Origin of the sequence: Phenylobacterium sp., from assembly GCF_020253645.1 — a bacterium.
Classification (GTDB): Bacteria; Pseudomonadota; Alphaproteobacteria; order Caulobacterales; family Caulobacteraceae; genus Phenylobacterium.
In genome coordinates, this window is record NZ_JADCBG010000168.1 from 1 (window position 1) to 15,195 (window position 15,195).

General features: G+C 68.2%; 16 protein-coding genes. 12 read left to right on the forward strand and 4 right to left on the reverse strand.

The annotated features are described in order from the left end of the window. A partial coding sequence (locus INE98_RS11170) for a hypothetical protein (RefSeq protein ID WP_293538993.1) occupies nt 1-242 on the forward strand: 242 nt, incomplete at its 5' end. A gap of 9 nt (nt 243-251) precedes the next feature. On the opposite strand, the gene INE98_RS11175 is transcribed toward INE98_RS11170, so the two are convergent. Further along, nucleotides 252-830 carry a hypothetical protein gene (locus tag INE98_RS11175; RefSeq protein ID WP_293538995.1) on the reverse strand — a complete coding sequence of 193 codons (579 nt, stop codon included), beginning with the start codon at nt 828-830 and terminating at the stop codon, nt 252-254. 108 nt (nt 831-938) lie between these two features. On the opposite strand from INE98_RS11175, the gene INE98_RS11180 reads away from it, so the two are divergent. The 7 genes from INE98_RS11180 to INE98_RS11210 all read left to right on the forward strand — a co-directional run bounded on the left by INE98_RS11180 (nt 939) and on the right by INE98_RS11210 (nt 8,518). Beyond that, nucleotides 939-1,718, forward strand: a complete 780-nt coding sequence (locus INE98_RS11180; RefSeq protein WP_293538997.1) for a pseudouridine synthase — start codon at nt 939-941, stop codon at nt 1,716-1,718. Between the two features lie 40 nt (nt 1,719-1,758). Then, complete coding sequence (locus INE98_RS11185; RefSeq protein WP_293538999.1) at nt 1,759-3,246, forward strand: efflux RND transporter periplasmic adaptor subunit; 1,488 nt, start codon at nt 1,759-1,761, stop codon at nt 3,244-3,246. Between the two features lie 6 nt (nt 3,247-3,252). After that, nucleotides 3,253-3,942, forward strand: a complete 690-nt coding sequence (locus tag INE98_RS11190; RefSeq protein WP_293539000.1) for an ABC transporter ATP-binding protein — start codon at nt 3,253-3,255, stop codon at nt 3,940-3,942. Further along, the gene (locus INE98_RS11195; protein ID WP_293539002.1) at nt 3,939-5,180 is read left to right on the forward strand and encodes an ABC transporter permease; all 1,242 of its coding nucleotides are present in this window, start codon (nt 3,939-3,941) and stop codon (nt 5,178-5,180) included. Before INE98_RS11190 ends, INE98_RS11195 begins: the two co-directional genes overlap by 4 nt. Nucleotides 5,181-5,195: 15 nt before the next feature. Then, on the forward strand, nt 5,196-6,809 hold the full coding sequence (locus INE98_RS11200; protein WP_293539004.1) for a peptide ABC transporter substrate-binding protein: 1,614 nt from the start codon (nt 5,196-5,198) through the stop codon (nt 6,807-6,809). Nucleotides 6,810-6,881: 72 nt separating this feature from the next. Next, entirely contained in the window at nt 6,882-7,646 is a 765-nt protein-coding gene (locus INE98_RS11205) for an SDR family NAD(P)-dependent oxidoreductase (RefSeq protein ID WP_293539006.1), read from the forward strand. A 20-nt stretch (nt 7,647-7,666) separates the two neighbouring features. Next, nucleotides 7,667-8,518, forward strand: coding sequence for a crotonase/enoyl-CoA hydratase family protein (locus tag INE98_RS11210; RefSeq protein ID WP_293539008.1), 852 nt, complete (start codon nt 7,667-7,669; stop codon nt 8,516-8,518). Here the strand turns inward: INE98_RS11210 and INE98_RS11215 are convergent, their stop codons facing one another. Next, a complete protein-coding gene (locus INE98_RS11215; protein WP_293539010.1) occupies nt 8,519-8,938 on the reverse strand; it encodes a DUF1330 domain-containing protein in 420 nt (139 codons plus the stop codon). A 20-nt stretch (nt 8,939-8,958) separates the two neighbouring features. Next, the gene (locus INE98_RS11220; protein ID WP_293539012.1) at nt 8,959-9,861 is read right to left on the reverse strand and encodes a haloalkane dehalogenase; all 903 of its coding nucleotides are present in this window, start codon (nt 9,859-9,861) and stop codon (nt 8,959-8,961) included. 129 nt (nt 9,862-9,990) lie between these two features. Between INE98_RS11220 and INE98_RS11225 the strand changes: the two genes are divergently transcribed. From INE98_RS11225 to INE98_RS11240, 4 genes are all read left to right on the forward strand, one after another. Continuing rightward, complete coding sequence (locus INE98_RS11225; RefSeq protein WP_293539014.1) at nt 9,991-11,070, forward strand: MBL fold metallo-hydrolase; 1,080 nt, start codon at nt 9,991-9,993, stop codon at nt 11,068-11,070. Between the two features lie 13 nt (nt 11,071-11,083). After that, a complete protein-coding gene (locus INE98_RS11230; RefSeq protein WP_293539016.1) occupies nt 11,084-12,109 on the forward strand; it encodes a glutathione S-transferase N-terminal domain-containing protein in 1,026 nt (341 codons plus the stop codon). Beyond that, a complete protein-coding gene (locus tag INE98_RS11235; protein ID WP_293539018.1) occupies nt 12,106-12,693 on the forward strand; it encodes a TetR/AcrR family transcriptional regulator in 588 nt (195 codons plus the stop codon). Before INE98_RS11230 ends, INE98_RS11235 begins: the two co-directional genes overlap by 4 nt. 156 nt (nt 12,694-12,849) lie before the next feature. After that, entirely contained in the window at nt 12,850-14,220 is a 1,371-nt protein-coding gene (locus tag INE98_RS11240) for an amidase family protein (RefSeq protein ID WP_293539020.1), read from the forward strand. 3 nt (nt 14,221-14,223) lie between these two features. On the opposite strand, the gene INE98_RS11245 is transcribed toward INE98_RS11240, so the two are convergent. Further along, a partial coding sequence (locus INE98_RS11245; protein WP_293539022.1) for a TonB-dependent receptor occupies nt 14,224-15,195 on the reverse strand: 972 nt, incomplete at its 5' end.

The window sequence follows — 15,195 nt, forward strand, 5'->3', positions numbered from 1 at the left end:
GGGCGCTGGAGTGGTGCGGCGAGCTGGCGGCGGACGGGACCACGACTGTCCACTACGCCTTCCTCCTGAAGGACGCAGCCGGCCAGGTGACCACTGCGGGCGAGACCCACCATGTCGGCGTCTTCGCGCGCGCCGACTGGGAGCGCTGGCTTGAAGCCGAGGGATTTTCGGTGGTGACCCTGGTGGAGCAGACGGACGAGGACCACACGCCGCGGTTCTTCTTCCTTGGGACCCGGACCTGACCTGCGACGTCAGAGGTCGCCGGACGGCCGCGTCGTCGAACCGCCGCCGAAACTGAAGACCAGCTTGATGAGATAGACACCGAGCAGCAGGCCCGCAGCCGGGGACAGCCCGGGCGCAAGACTGACCGTCACCATCCCAGCCAGGGCCAGGGCCATCGCTGTGGCGTCGCCCCGGAACGCCCGGGGCGACAGGGCCAGGATGGCTCCAGCGCCCATCACCCAGCCCCAGGCGAGCAGCGCCGCAGAAGCCGAACCGGGAAAGATGAAGGCGATGGCCGCCGCGTGGGCGGCATGGACCGCCAGGAAGGCCAGCCGGTGGCCCCTGGACCGGGACCTCCAGTAGGCCCGCGTCCCGTCGCAAAGGTTGGCGACCGCGCCCCCGGCGAGGTCGAGGGCGACCAGGACCAGGAGGCCCAGCCTCAGAGGCTCCAGCCCCGCCACGTCTTCTCCGAAGGCGATGACAAGGCCCAGGGTGAAGGCCAATGCGCCAAGGTAGACGGCCGCGAGCTCCCTGAGGGTCGTGCGCTCCCCGTGCAGAAGCCGCAGGGGTCCGGGCATTGCGATCTGTCGCTCGATCCAGGTGGACATCCGTTGACCGCCTTCCGGGCCGGGGCGGACGACAGGCTAGCCCACAACCGCGCTTCCCTCCACACGTCAGCTGTGATCAGAGAGGCCGGGCAAACCAGGGGCGACCCCATGGCCTGGACCTCAGTCTATGTCGGCGAGGCGCCGGAGCGGGTGAACCGCTGGCTGGCCCACAGCGGAGTGTGCTCGCGGCGGGAAGCGGAATCGTTGATCGCGGACGGCCGGGTCTGGATCGACGGCGAGCGGGTCGACGATGTCGGGCGCAAGATTCTGCCCGGGCAGACCCTCAAGGTGATCGACGCATCCGGCGAGGCCGAAGCGCCGCTGACGATCCTGGTCAACAAGCCGCCGGGCCTTGTGAGCGCCCATCCCGCGCCCGGTCAGGACGAAGCCCGCAGCCTTCTCGTCTCCGCGCGCGCCGCCGCCGGCGAGGCGCCGCCGCCGGACGGCCTCAGCCTGCCCCCTGCCGGGCGACTCGACCGGGAATCGCGCGGCCTGCTGGTGCTGACCTCCGATGGCGTGGTCGCGCGGACCCTCATCGCCCCGGACTCCGGGCTGAAGAAGACCTATGAGGTGCGGGTCGAGGGTCGGCTGACGCCGGGGGTCATCGCCCGGCTTCGCCACGGTCTCTCCCTCGACGGTCGCCCCCTGAAGCCTGCGGGCGTCTTCCGCAAGGGTGAAGACCGGCTTCGCTTTGTCCTGACCGAGGGCCGCAACCGTCAGATCCGGCGGATGTGCGAAATGGTCGGACTGCGGGTGATCGACCTCCAGAGGACACGGATCGGGCCACTGTCGCTGGAGGGCCTCCCGGAGGGCCGCTGGCGTCGGCTGACCGGGGAAGAGCGACAGCTCCTGCTTTCCGGGCCGGTCCCTTCCCCCGCCTCGGGCTGAGGCCCATATGACCCTGAGAAGCGAGGGGGGATTGAGCGCCATGCCTGCAGGCAACCGACCGAACTGGCGCCGCCGCATCCTTTACCTCCTGGGCGGAGTCCTGGCCCTCGCGATCATCGGCGCAGGCTTCAGAAGCTGCAGGTCGGAGCCCGAGGCGCCGCCCTACCGGACCGCCGCGGTCGAGACCGGCGCTCTCGTCCAGACGGTTTCCGCTTCAGGTGTGATCGAAGCCCTCGTGACGGTCGAGGTCGGTTCTCAGATCTCGGGGCAGATCCAGCGGATCATGGTCGACTTCAATGACCGGGTGAAGGCCGGGCAGGTCCTGGCGGAACTGGATCCCCAGACCTTCCAGTCGCGTCTTCGGCTGGGGCAGGCGGACGTCGCCGCCGGCGAGGCCGCCGTGCGCCAGGCCGAGGCGCAGGCGCAGCAGGCGAGACAGGAGTTGTCGCGCCGACAGTCGCTGGCGGCCCAGGGCTTCTACTCCCCGGCGGCCCTTGAGGCGGCGGAGGCTCAGGCCCGGACAAGCGCGGCGGCTGTCGAGGCGGCGCGGGCGCGGGTGCAGCAGAGCCGGGCGAGCCTGAGGACGACCGAGGTCGACCTTGCGCGGACACGCATCGTCTCGCCGATCGACGGCGTCGTCGTTCACCGGGCCATTGAACCGGGCCAGACAGTCGCCGCCAGCTTCCAGGCGCCGGTCCTGTTCAGGATCGCGAGGGATTTTGACCGGGTGCAGGTCAAGATCTCGGTGGACGAGGCGGACATCGGCGGCGTCAGGGAGGGCCAGGTCGTCCGCTTTACGGTCGACGCCTTTCCGGACAAGGCCTTCGAGGGGGTCGTGACCCAGGTCCGCAAGCAGCCCGTGACCGAGCAGAATGTCGTTGCCTACACCGTCATGGCGGAGGCCCAGAACACCGGAGAGCTCCTGATGCCGGGAATGACGGCGAACGCGGACATCATCCTCCAGCGCCGGGACGGAGTGCTCAAGGTCCCGGCCGCAGCGCTCCGGTGGTCGCCGCCCGCGGAGGTCCAGGCCGCACCGCGCGGTCCGCCCGGCGCGCCGGTCCGGAGGGATGCAGGACCGGAGTATCCGGGTTCAGCTTCGGTGCAGAAGGTCGTCAGCCAGCTGGGCCTGAACCCTGACCAGAGGCGGGCGTGGACGAAGATCCAGGCAGACCTGCGGACCCGGGCGACAGCCGCCGCCTCGGCCGGAGACCGCGAGGCGGGGCGCAAGGCCGTCGCCGGCGCCGTCGACAGGGCCCTCAGCCAGCTCGAAGGCCAGCTCGACGCCCGTCAGAAGGCCCGCCTGGGCGTCCTTCGCCCCCTTGCCTTCGACATGGGCCCCGACCCAGAGGGGCGGGTCGCGGGCGTGGTCTACAGACTGTCGGCTGACGGACCGCAGCCGGTCGTCCTCAGGGTGGGTCCCAGCGACGGGTCGATGACCGAGGTGCGGGGAGACCTCAGGCCCGGCGATGAACTGATCATCGGCGGGGGCCCTCGACCTCGCATGCGCGTCGTCGTCGGAGGCTGACCGGCGATGACCTCGCCGGCCATGATCGAGATCGAGGCCCTCTCCAAGACCTATGTCATGGGCGAGGAAACGGTGACCGCCCTCGACTCGGTGGACCTGACGATCACGCGCGGGGAAAGCCTCGCGATCGTCGGTCCCTCGGGTTCAGGAAAATCGACCCTGATGAACATTCTGGGTGGCCTGGATCGGCCCAGCCGGGGCCGCTATCGTTTTGAGGGCGAGGATGTCGGGGGCTTTTCCGATGACCAGCTGGCGGACTTCCGGAACCGTCGAATTGGCTTTGTCTTCCAGTCTTTCCAGCTCCTGCCCCGGCTCTCCGCTCTCCAGAATGTCGAGTTACCGATGATCTATGGCGGCGTGTCGCCCGGCCTGCGACGCGAGCGCGCCGCCGCGCTCCTGCAGCGCGTCGGCCTCGGCTCGCGCATGGGGCACAGGCCGAACCAGCTGTCGGGCGGGCAGCAGCAGAGAGTGGCCATCGCCCGCGCCCTCGCCAATCAGCCGGACCTGCTCCTTGCGGACGAGCCTACGGGTGCGCTGGACAGCGCGACCGGCGTTGAAGTGCTGTCCCTGTTCAGGGAACTGAACACCGAGGGCCTGACGGTTGTCCTGGTCACCCACGACCGGGGGGTCGCTGACGCCGCGCGCCGGCGCATCGCCTTCCGGGACGGTCGGGTCATCGAGGACGTCCGGTCATGAGCAGGGCGCCAGCCTCCGAGATCATCCGCTTTGCGGCGGGGGCCATCATCGCCCATCCGCTTCGCTCAGGACTGACCTCGCTTGGGGTGGTGATCGGCGTCGCCGCCGTGGTGATGATGACGTCCATCGGCCTGGGCGCTCAGAAACGGGTGACGGATACGATCACGGGCCTGGGGTCGAACCTGATCATTGTCACACCCGTTCAGCCACGATCCGGCGGAGGCGTCATGGGCGGCGCAGGGTCCAGCCAGAGTCTCACGGACTCGGACACCGAAGCCATTCTCCGGCAGGTCGACGGCGTCGCGGCCGTGGCGCCCGCCGTCAACGGAATGGCCCAGGTCACCGCCGAAGGCGCCAACTGGAACACCTCCGTCGTCGGCGTGACGCCCTCCTACCTGGAGGCCCGCGACCTCGTCATCGAGTCGGGGCGGATGTTTGATGACCGAGAGACGCGCCAGGGACGGAAGGTCGCCGTGCTCGGCCCGACCGTCGCGACACAACTCTGGGGCGAGGCCGATCCCATCGGCAAGCGCATCCGTATCCGGGGAACACCGTTCGAAGTGGTGGGCGTGCTGGGTTCAAAGGGCCAGTCGAGCTTCGGACGCGACCAGGACGACATCATCCTCGCGCCCCTCGAGACTGTCCGGTCCCGCATCATCGGGCGCAGGATCAAGGCCGACAGCGTCCAGACCATCTATGTGAAGGCCGCCTCGGAAGAGGAACTCACCCTGGTGCAGGAAGAGATCGACTCGGTGCTTCGCGCTGAGCACCGGATCCAGCCGGGCGAGGAGGACGACTTCCAGACCCAGAACCTGGCCTCAATCCTGGAGGCGTCCCGGGCCGCGATCGGAGCGTTCACCGTGCTGCTCGCCGCTATCGCCGCCGTCTCGCTGGTCGTGGGCGGGGTAGGCATCATGAACATCATGCTTGTCGCGGTCACGGAGCGCACCCGGGAAATCGGCCTGCGAATGGCGCTGGGGGCCCGTCGCCGGGATGTCCTGACCCAGTTCGCCCTCGAGTCCGTCGCCCTTTCGCTTGTCGGCGGCCTTGTCGGTCTGGGCATCGGCCTGCTCGGAGCCGCCGGCATCGCCGCGATTGGCGACTGGCCATTCGCCCTGCCGACATGGTCAATACCCGTCGCATTAGGATTCTCGAGTCTGGTCGGACTGATCTTTGGCGCCTATCCTGCATGGCGCGCGGCGCGCCTCGATCCGATCGAGGCGCTGAGACGCGAGTAATCACCGGATCTGAACGTGAAGCTTCCTGTCCTCCTCATCCTGGCCTCCACCCTCGCCGTTGCGGCCTGCCAACCCCAGGTCAGCCGCCCGCCCTGCCCGCCGGGAAAAGTCTGCGTCGCCTGGGGCAACAGCGCCGAGCCCGGCACCCTGGATCCGCAAAAGGCGACGATGATCGACGAGTTCGCGATCATCGGGGATCTTTACACCGGGCTCTTCACCGAAAGCCCTGAGGCGGATCCGATCCCGGCGCTCGCCGAGAGCTGGACCACCTCGCCCGACGGCCTCACCTGGACCTTCAGGCTGCGCCCCTCCAAGTGGTCGGACGGACGTCCGCTGACGGCCAACGACTTCGTCTTCGCCTATCGTCGCATGCTCGACCCGGCCACTGCGTCCGGATATGCCTACCTCCTGTACCTCCTCAGAAACGGACAGGCGGTGAATGAGGGAAAGGCCGGGCCTGAGTCGTTGGGCGCGCGCGCCCTGGACGACCTGACCCTGGAGCTGAAGCTCGAGCATCCCGCGCCCTATCTGCCCGCCCTGCTGAAGCACAACACCTTCTTCCCCGTCCCCGCCCACGCCGTAAAGGCCCATGGCGAAGCCTGGACACGGCCCGACCTGTTCGTGGGCAATGGCGCCTACAAGCTGGTGGAATGGAGGCTTGGCGACTACATCCGCGTGGTCCGGAACCCCAATTTCTTCGATCCTGGCTCAGTCTGCATCGACCAGATCGATTACTTCCCGACCCCCGACTCCGTCATGGCCGAGCGGCGCGTCGCCCGGGGCGAACTGGATCTCAACACCAACTTCCAGTCGAGCCGGGTCCAGAGGTTGCGCAACACTCTGCCAGAGTATGTGAGAACGCATCCGGCGCTCGCCACGGCCTACATCGCCCTCAACACCCAGGACGTTCCCGCCTTCAAGGACATCCGGGTCCGTCGCGCCCTGTCCATGGGCGTCGACAGGGATTTCATCACTGGAAAGCTGCTGCGGGCCGGTGAGACCCCGGCCTACAGCTTTGTGCCGCCCGCGACTGCGGGTCATGGAGAGGGCGTACGGCTGAGGTGGGCGGACATGCCGTTCGAGGCCCGTCAGGCTGAAGCCCGGCGGCTTCTTGCAGAGGCCGGCTTTGGCCCGGGCAATCCCCTCGAGGTCGAACTCAAGGTCTCGAATTCGCCGGAACGGCTGCTTTTGTCCCAGGCTGTGGCTGCAGACTGGAGCGCATTGGGAGTGAAGGTCACGACGGTCCAGAACGAGGGCCAGATCGCACTTGCGGCATACCGCCAGAAGGATTTTCAGGTCGGGATGATGGGGTGGTTCGCTGACTTCAACGATCCCTTGACTTTCCTCGACCTCTTCCGCTCGGACACGGGACAACAGAACTATACCAGCTACTCAAATCCGCGTTTCGATGCGCTGCTGGACCAGGCCGAACGCGAGGCCGACGGAGCCCGGCGGGCCGGAATTCTGGCCGAGGCCGAGCAGCTGATGCTCGACGAGGAAGGAACAATACCCCTGTATCGCTACGTCAGCCGCGCCCTGATCTCCCCGCGGATCACAGGCTGGACCGACAATGTGGAGAACTTCCACCGGGCGCGCTGGATGTGCGTCAATCCGGCCGGGGCAGGGTGACGCCCGGTCAGCATTGACAGTCGCCTCGCCTGCCGCCTTGCTTCCCGCGAACAGAGACGGGAGGGCGGCGGCATGGACTTCAACCTGCGCGGCAAGGTGGTGCTGATCACAGGCGGATCCCGGGGCCTCGGGCGCGCCATGGCCCAGGCCTTCGCCGAGGCCGGGGCGAACCTGGCCATTGTCTCGCGCAAGCTGCCCGCCTGTGAGGAAGCCGCCTCCGAACTCGCGAAGCTGGGCGTCGAGACCTTCGCCCACCGCTGCCACGTGGCCAACTGGGACGAGATCGAGCCCATGGTCGACGCGGTCTACCGGCGCTTTGGCCGGATCGACGTACTCATCAACAATGCGGGCATGTCGCCCCTCTATCCCTCCCTGGAGAAGGTGACCGAGGACAATTTCGACAAGGTGATCGGGGTCAACTTCAAGGGCCCATTCCGCCTCTCCGCCCTGGTGGGAGCGAGGATGCACCGGGGCGACGGCGGCTCGATCATCAACATCTCCAGCATCGCCTCCCTGGAGGCTTCGCCCTACGCCCTCCCCTACGCCGGCGCCAAGGCGGCGCTGAACGTCCTGACCACGGGCTTCGCCGCCGCCTACAGCCCGAACGTGCGGGTCAACACCATCTGCGTGGGCCCCTTCGCCACCGACGTGGCTGAACACTGGGCCGATCCCCCTGACCACGACAATCCGGGCTGGACCAAGGGCGGCATGCGGGTCGGACTGCCGAAGGAGATGGTCCCCGCCGCCCTCTGGCTCGCCAGCGAGACGTCCAGCTTCACCAACGGCGCCCTGATCCGCATCGACGGCGGGCCGGTCCGCGCCCGCCTCCGCCCCTGATCCCGAAAGGCCACTCAACCATGCCCAGCTTCGAGACGATCCTCTATTCGGTCGAGGACCACATCGCGACCATCACCCTGCACAGGCCCGAGCGGATGAACGCCTGGACCCTGCAGATGTGCAACGACCTGCAGGCCGCCTTCGACCTGACCGACGCCGACGATGACGTCCGGGCGGTGATCGTGACCGGCTCCGGCCGGGCCTTCTGCGCGGGCGCAGACCTTTCCGGCGGCAGCCAGACCTTCGGTGCGGCCAAGCCGGACAAGGACACGCCTGTGCGGCGTGACACGGCGGGCCTCGTCACCCTGCGGATCTTCGACAGCCTGAAGCCCGTGATCGGGGCCATCAACGGCGCCGCCGTCGGCGTTGGCGTGACCATGATCCTGCCCATGGACGTCCGGATCGCCTCCACGGACGCCCGCTTCGGCCTGGTGTTCAACCGGCGGGGCATCATCATGGAAGGCGCCTCCTCCTTCTTCCTCCCGCGCCTTGTGGGCATGCCCGCCACCCTGGACTGGATCTATTCCGGCCGGGTTTTCCCCGCGTCCGAGGCGCTGGAGAAGGGGCTGGTCTCCAGCCTGCATCCGCCGGAGTCCCTGATGGACGCCGCCCGGGCCCTGGCCCACGAATACGCCGACCACACCGCGCCGGTCTCCAGCGCCCTGACCCGCCAGCTGTGCTGGCGGATGCTGGGCGCCAGCCACCCCATGGAGGCCCACCGGGCCGAGAGCCGCGCCCTGATGGCCCGTGGCGGTTCCGAAGATGCGGTGGAGGGCGTGAAGAGCTTCTTCGAGAAGCGGCCGGCCAACTTCACCGACCGCGTCTCCAGCCTCCCGGATGTCTTCCCCGACTGGGTCGACCCCGAGTTCTGATCACTCGAAGCCGGCGCCGGCCTTGGTGCGGATATTCAGCTGTCCCGCCAGGCCGGCCTTCCGGTGGTGATCTATCCTGCCCATGTCCTCGGACATGGCCATGGCGCGGAAGGCGGCCAGTGAGGGGTATTCGGCCAGGGCCACAGCGTCCCACAGGTCCTCGACCTCGCCGATCATCAGGCTCGTGACCTGGCCAGAGTAACGGATTCGCCCGCCCAGGGCCTGGACCAGCTTCGCCACACCCTCTCCATAGAGGGCGTAAGCCTCGGCGCCGGTCAGGTGGCTGTTGGAGCCGTCTTCGTACTCGGCCTTCGGCTTGAACTTCAGCAGGTTGACCATGACGAAGGGTCCGTCTTCCTCGGCGGAGAAGAAGGCCATGGCTTGTTCGGGGGGCGGATAGACGGCGTTCTCGACCTTCATTTCAGGGCTCCGTTCCGGGTTCAGCGGGTGCGCCGGACCATGTCGTCCAGCAGGTCGGCGATGGCGGCGGGGCTGTCTTCCTGCAGGAAATGCCCACCGGGGAGGATGACATGGGCCTCGTTGCGCGCGCCGGGCACGCGGGTCTTGATGGCCGCCTCGCCGCCCCGGGTCACGGGATCATTGTCGCTGAAGGCGGTCAGGAAGGGCTTTTGGAAGATCTCAAGGACCTTCCAGGCCGCCTGATTCTCGGCCACCGAGCCATGCTCCGCCGTGATCGGCACCAGGGCGGGGAACTGGCGGGCGCCTTCCTTGTAGGTCTCGTCCGGGAAGGGCGCGTCATAGGCGGCGATTTCGTCGGCGGAGAGCTCACGGGTCGTCCCCATGTTGAGGATGCCGCCGATCGGCATGACCGGGATCGTCTGCGACATGTGCAGCCAGGCGTCAAAGCCCGGGCTGGAGCCGCCGCCTACGGGAAGGCCGGTATTGCCGGCGATGACCCCGGCGAAGCGGGCCGGGAAGGCGGCCACGAGGCGCAGACCGATCAGGCCTCCCCAGTCCTGGCAGAACATGACCACGCCCTCCAGGTCGAGCTTTCTCAGCCACTGGGCGGTCCAGTTCACGTGTCGCTCATAGGTGTAGTCGGCCCGCGCCGCCGGCTTGTCCGAACGGCCGAAGCCGATCAGGTCTGGGGCCAGGACCCTGTGACCCTGAGCAACCAGACGCGGGATGATGTGGCGATAGAGATAGGACCAGGACGGTTCGCCGTGCATCAGCAGGACAGGGGCGCCATCGCGAGGCCCATCGTCGACATAGGCCATGCGCAGGGCGACGTCGCCCGGGCCGCGGATGTCGACATAGTGAGGGGCGAAGGGCCAGTCGGCGAGGCCTTCAAAGCGCGACTCCGGGGTTCTCAGGACCTTCATTCAGCGCCTCCCAGGGGCGTCGCGCCCGGTTGCAGTTGACAGCCCCGCCTTCGCGGGAAACTAATGGCAATAGACGTGCCATTACCAACCGGGTCGGTCAAGCACCGGCGGGCGCGAAGGGGGCGAGCAATGTTGAAGCGTACTGTCCTGGCCTTGCTGGGACTGGTCGTCCTGGCCCTGTCGGCGGCCTGGCTTCTGAGGGGTGAGATCGCCCTCCGGGTCATGGCCAGGACCATGGATCGCAACCTCGCCGCCACGCCGTCGGATGGACTGCCGGACGGCCTGCACGTGGCCCTGTGCGGCTCTGGCTCGCCCATGCCCGACCCTATCCGGGCGGGACCCTGCACCGCGGTCCTGGCGGGGGACCGGCTATTCGTCTTCGACGCCGGGTCCGGCTCGGTGAGGAACCTGACCCTCATGGGCATGCCCCCGGCGCGGGTGGAGCGCGTCTTCCTGACCCACTTCCATTCCGACCACATCGATGGCCTTGGCGAGCTGATGCTCCAGCGTTGGGCGGGCGGAGGGACGAAGTCCCCGACGCCGGTCCACGGTCCGTCGGGGGTCGAGACCGTGGTCGGCGGCCTGATGACAGCCTATGGACCCGATCGGGGATACCGGATCGCCCACCACGGCGAAGCCGTCGTCCCGCCTTCTGGCTTTGGCGGAGTGGCCCTCCCCTTCCCGGTGGCGGAGGGCCAGGCGCCGGTCCTCCTGATCGACGAACCTGACCTGAAGATCCGGGCCTTCGCCGTCGATCACGCCCCGGCCTCCCCCGCAGTGGGTTACATCGTCGAGTACAAGGGACGCCGGGCCGTGATCAGCGGCGACACCGACATCACCGCCAGCGTGGAGCAGGCCGCAAGGGGCGCGGACCTCCTGGTGCACGAGGCTCTCTCCCTGAGGCTCGTGGGTCTCCAGAAGGCCGCAGCCGAGCGGGCCGGCCGGGCCAACCTGGTCAAGATTTTCGGCGATATCACGGACTATCACGCAGACCCGGAGGCGATCGCCGCCCTCGCAGAGCGCGCGAAGGTCCGCTACCTGCTGTTGACCCACATCGTCCCGCCCCTGCCCCTCCGGGCGCTGGAGGGGCCCTTCCTGGGCGACAGCCGCAGGATCTACGGCGGCCCCGTGCGGGTCGGCCGGGACGGCGACATGATCAGCCTGCCCGCGGGGTCCACAGAGATCCGCCACTCCAACCGCCTTCGCTGACCAGGAGCCCAGAATGACCGAACCCGTCGCCCTCTCAGGCGCCCCCGGATCGCCCTACACCCGCAAGATGCTGGCGGTGCTGCGCTATCGCCGGATTCCCTATCGCTTCCTGATCGTCTCCAACCCCGCCATCGCCGGCCTGCCCCAGGCCAAGGTGCCCCTCCTTCCGACCTTCTACCTCCCCGGACCGGACGGCGCCCTCGAGGCGGTCACCGACTCCACGCCCCTGATCCGACGCTTCGAGCGGGAGCACGCCGGGCGCAGCCTGGTTCCTTCCCGTCCGTCCCTGGCCTTCCTGGACGCATTGCTCGAGGACTATGCCGACGAGTGGCTGACAAAGGCCATGTTCCACTATCGCTGGGCTTATGACGCCGACATCGCCAAGGCCTCGGCCATCCTGCCGTGCTGGAGAGGCATGGCGGTTCCCGACGAGGTCCTGGCCGAGCGCGGCCGGGGCTTTGCGGACCGGCAGATCGGCCGGCTGCGCTATGTGGGTTCCAATGAGGTCACCGGCCCGGTCATCGAGGCCAGCTACCGGCGCTTCCTGGCCGCCTTCGAGGATCACTTGCGGGCCCTGCCCTACCTGATGGGCAGACGCCCCGGCGCCAGCGACTTCGCGACCTACGGCCAACTGACCCAGCTCGCCGAGTTCGACCCGACTCCCATGGCCCTGACACTCTCCCTGGCGCCCCGCGTCACCGCCTGGGTCGGGATGATGGAGGACCAGTCGGGCGTCGAGCCCGAGGACAGCGACTGGGTGAACCCGGCCGACCCGCCGCCGACCCTCAAGGCGCTCCTGGCCGAGGTGGGCCGGGTCTATGCGCCGGTAATGCTGGCCAATGCCCGGGCGGTGACGGCGGGCGACGCGGAGGTCCGCGCCCAGGTCGACGGCCAGGCCTGGACCCAGCAGCCCTTCCCCTACCAGGCCAAGTGCCTCAAGTCGCTGCGGGACGCCTACGGCGCCCTTGTCCCCGCGGAGCGGGCCCTGGTGGACGCCGCCCTTGACGGAACCGGCTGCGAGCCTCTTCTGGCCGCATGACGCACCAGACCCTGGAACCGGACGGACGCCGCCGCCGCGGGCTCGACAGCCGCGACCGCATCATCGCGGCCATGCTGGATCTGATGCGCGAGGGCGAGGTGGCGCCGGGCGCCGAAAGGGTCGCCGCCCGGGCCGAGGTCGGGCTCCGGACCGTCTTCCGCCACTTCCGGGATATGGACAGCCTCTATGCGGAGATGGCTCGGGCCATCGAGGGTGAGCTGTCGGACCTGCTCGCCCGTCCCCTGGCGTCGGGAGATGAGGCCGGGCGCCTGGCCGAGATCGCCGAGCGACGGGCGGACGTGTACGAGCGGATCTTTCCCTACAAGCATGCCTCCGGGATGCACCGGCACCGCTCGGCCTTTCTGGAGCGAGGCCATGCGCGGATGGTTGCAAACCTGCGGGACATGCTGGTGGAGGCGCTCCCCGCCGCCTGCGCTGACCCGATGCGGCGGGAGGCCCTGGATCTCCTGCTCAGCTTCGAAGCCTGGTCCCGCCTACGACGTGAACAGGGTCTGACCCGGGACATCGCGCTCTCGGCGGTGCTCTCCGCGGCGAGGAAGGTCCTCGGACCGGACCCCTCCTGAACGCAGCGTCCTTCCGGGAAGAGCGGAGATCTCGACCCTGGCCGCAAAAAAAGAGGGGAGACAAGACGCCGTAAGATCGCGACGATCAGCCAACCCGGGCCGCCCGGTGTCCGGGTCGGCGCAACCGGGCTCGAACCGCCACCTGGAGTGACGTCGATGATCGACCTTTCGAGGGCCACCGCGACCGATGCGGTGACCGCACTGGCCCGGGGCCACATCTCAAGCGAGGCCCTGCTGACAGCCCAACTGGGGCGTGTCGAGAAGTTCAATCCGAAGCTGAACGCCGTGGTGGCCCTGGACGTTGATCGCGCCATGGCTGAGGCCCGGGCGGCGGATGAGGCCCTGAAGCAGGGCCGGTTGACCGGGCCGCTTCACGGCCTGCCGATGACCATCAAGGACCTCTTCGCCACCAAGGGGCTCTTGACGACCTCCGGGCACGTCCCTCTGGCCGACTACGCCCCGGATACAGACGCTCCCGCCGTCGCTGCGTTCAAGGCGGCGGGCGCGATTGTTTTCGGCAAGACCAACCTTTCGGAGTTCGGAGGCGATATCCAGAGTTACAACGACATTCACGGCCTCTGCAGGAACCCCTGGAACCTGGAACGTACGGCGGGCGGATCGTCTGGCGGATCCGGCGCGGCGCTGGCTGCAGGAATGACCTTGCTGGAGTTCGGCAGCGACATCGGAGGCTCGATCCGCGTCCCCTGCCACTACAACGGCGTCTTCGGCCACAAGCCGACCTGGAATGCGGTCGACCGCTTTGGCGAAGGGCCCCGTCCGCCGGTCTGGAGCCACGCCCTGACAGACCTCGCGGTCGCCGGCCCCATGGGACGCTCGGTTGCGGATATTCGTCTCGGTCTCGATATCCTCACGTCCTTGAGTACAGGCGGAATCCCCGGAGCCCGCCTGCCCTCAGCCTCGGCCAGGGCGCACTCCGCGGGGAGCCTGAGGGTGGCGATCCATGTCGATGATCCTGCGGCCCCGACCTCGGAAGCCTGCCGGGCGGCCGTTCGGGAGGTCGGTGCGCGCCTTGCGGCCGCGGGCGCCCGCGTCTCGGAACCCGGGCTGCCGGGGCCATCCCTGACGGAACAGAACGCGCTGTATCGCGAGCTCCTGAACGCGGCCATGTCGACGGCCTATGCTGCCAGTCATCAGGATTGGAAAGCGGCGGACGAGCGCCGTCATCGCTTGCGGGCCGACTACGGGCGCTTCTTCACCGACTACGATGTTCTTCTCGCGCCGATCGCTCCGACCCCGGCCTTCCCCCACAACACGGAGGGTCCCATGGGCGCCCGGAAGCTGAAAGTGGACGGGGTGGAGGTCGCTTATCTCAGGCATCTGGTCTGGGCGGGCCTCGCCACCCTTCCCGGGCTCCCGGCCACGGCGGTTCCGGTCGCGCTTTCGGACGAGGGCCTGCCGATCGGTCTTCAGGTGATCGGTCCGCTCTGGGGGGACCGCACGACACTGGCCGTCGCGGGGCTGATCGAAACCCTGACCGGCGGGTTCAGGCCGCCGCCAGGCTATTGAACTTCAGAAACCGCGGGACACGGAAAGCCGAACGGTGCGCGGCGCGCCCGGCATGATGTTGTTGTCGCCGTGGCTGGTGGGGGACCAGGAAATGTCGCCCAGGTTTTCGACATTAAGCTGCAGGCGGTAGTCCTCGCCCAGCCTCAGGAAGACCGCGCCGTCGACCCGTGTGAAGCCCGGCAGGGTAACGGCGTTCGAGATCGAGGTGTACATTTCGCCCTGATGGACAACGCCCAGTCCGATGGAAACCCGAGGGGTGACCTCGACCTTGTTCCAGACGGAGGCCGTCAGCTCGGGGGTCAGGGCCGCCCTCCGGCCGACGGGCGCCGCAGAGGTCTGACGGGTGATCTTCGCGGACTGGACAGCCAGGGTCGCTACGGCCTCCCAGCGTTCCGTGACCTTGCCGGTCAGGCTGAGCTCGAGCCCGGTGCTTCTCTGAGCGCCTGTCTGTACGATACGGCCTGGGGTGGCGGGATCCAGGGCCTGGGTGTTCTCGCGATCCAGCTGGTAGGCCGCCCCCGTGGCCATCAGTCGGGGACCAAGGTCGGCCTTGAACCCCGCCTCCAGATTTCGGAAGGACTCCGGCTTCAGAGCTTCCGTCGACAGGGCGAGGCCCGCAAACTGGTCGCCCGACGCAGGCAGGCTGGAGACCGAGTAGCTGGCGTAGAGCGTCAGCGGCTCCACTGGCCGGAAAAGAAGGCCAAGCCTCGGAGACCAGATCCGGTCGGTACGTGAAAACTCACGACGCCCCGTGTTCGCGACCCTCCGATCTTCAAGATCCAGGCTGAAGACGTCATATCGAAGTCCCGCCAGCACCTGGACCCGAGGGGTGATGTCAGCCTGGACCTGGGCAAAGACCGCCGTGATCTGCGCAACACCGGCATTGAAGGCGTCAGACCCCGTGTTCGCATAGGCTACCGACAGGTTCCGGCGGGTGGGATCGCTCACAGGGGTTCCGAGCAGGGTCAGGAGCCC

Coding starts and splice junctions, on each gene's coding strand:
- INE98_RS11175 (WP_293538995.1), bottom strand. CDS start 830: ATGTCCACCTGGATCGAGCGACAGATCGCAATGCCCGGACCCCTGCGG.
- INE98_RS11180 (WP_293538997.1), top strand. CDS start 939: ATGGCCTGGACCTCAGTCTATGTCGGCGAGGCGCCGGAGCGGGTGAAC.
- INE98_RS11185 (WP_293538999.1), top strand. CDS start 1,759: ATGCCTGCAGGCAACCGACCGAACTGGCGCCGCCGCATCCTTTACCTC.
- INE98_RS11190 (WP_293539000.1), top strand. CDS start 3,253: ATGACCTCGCCGGCCATGATCGAGATCGAGGCCCTCTCCAAGACCTAT.
- INE98_RS11195 (WP_293539002.1), top strand. CDS start 3,939: ATGAGCAGGGCGCCAGCCTCCGAGATCATCCGCTTTGCGGCGGGGGCC.
- INE98_RS11205 (WP_293539006.1), top strand. CDS start 6,882: ATGGACTTCAACCTGCGCGGCAAGGTGGTGCTGATCACAGGCGGATCC.
- INE98_RS11210 (WP_293539008.1), top strand. CDS start 7,667: ATGCCCAGCTTCGAGACGATCCTCTATTCGGTCGAGGACCACATCGCG.
- INE98_RS11215 (WP_293539010.1), bottom strand. CDS start 8,938: ATGAAGGTCGAGAACGCCGTCTATCCGCCCCCCGAACAAGCCATGGCC.
- INE98_RS11220 (WP_293539012.1), bottom strand. CDS start 9,861: ATGAAGGTCCTGAGAACCCCGGAGTCGCGCTTTGAAGGCCTCGCCGAC.
- INE98_RS11225 (WP_293539014.1), top strand. CDS start 9,991: ATGTTGAAGCGTACTGTCCTGGCCTTGCTGGGACTGGTCGTCCTGGCC.
- INE98_RS11230 (WP_293539016.1), top strand. CDS start 11,084: ATGACCGAACCCGTCGCCCTCTCAGGCGCCCCCGGATCGCCCTACACC.
- INE98_RS11235 (WP_293539018.1), top strand. CDS start 12,106: ATGACGCACCAGACCCTGGAACCGGACGGACGCCGCCGCCGCGGGCTC.
- INE98_RS11240 (WP_293539020.1), top strand. CDS start 12,850: ATGATCGACCTTTCGAGGGCCACCGCGACCGATGCGGTGACCGCACTG.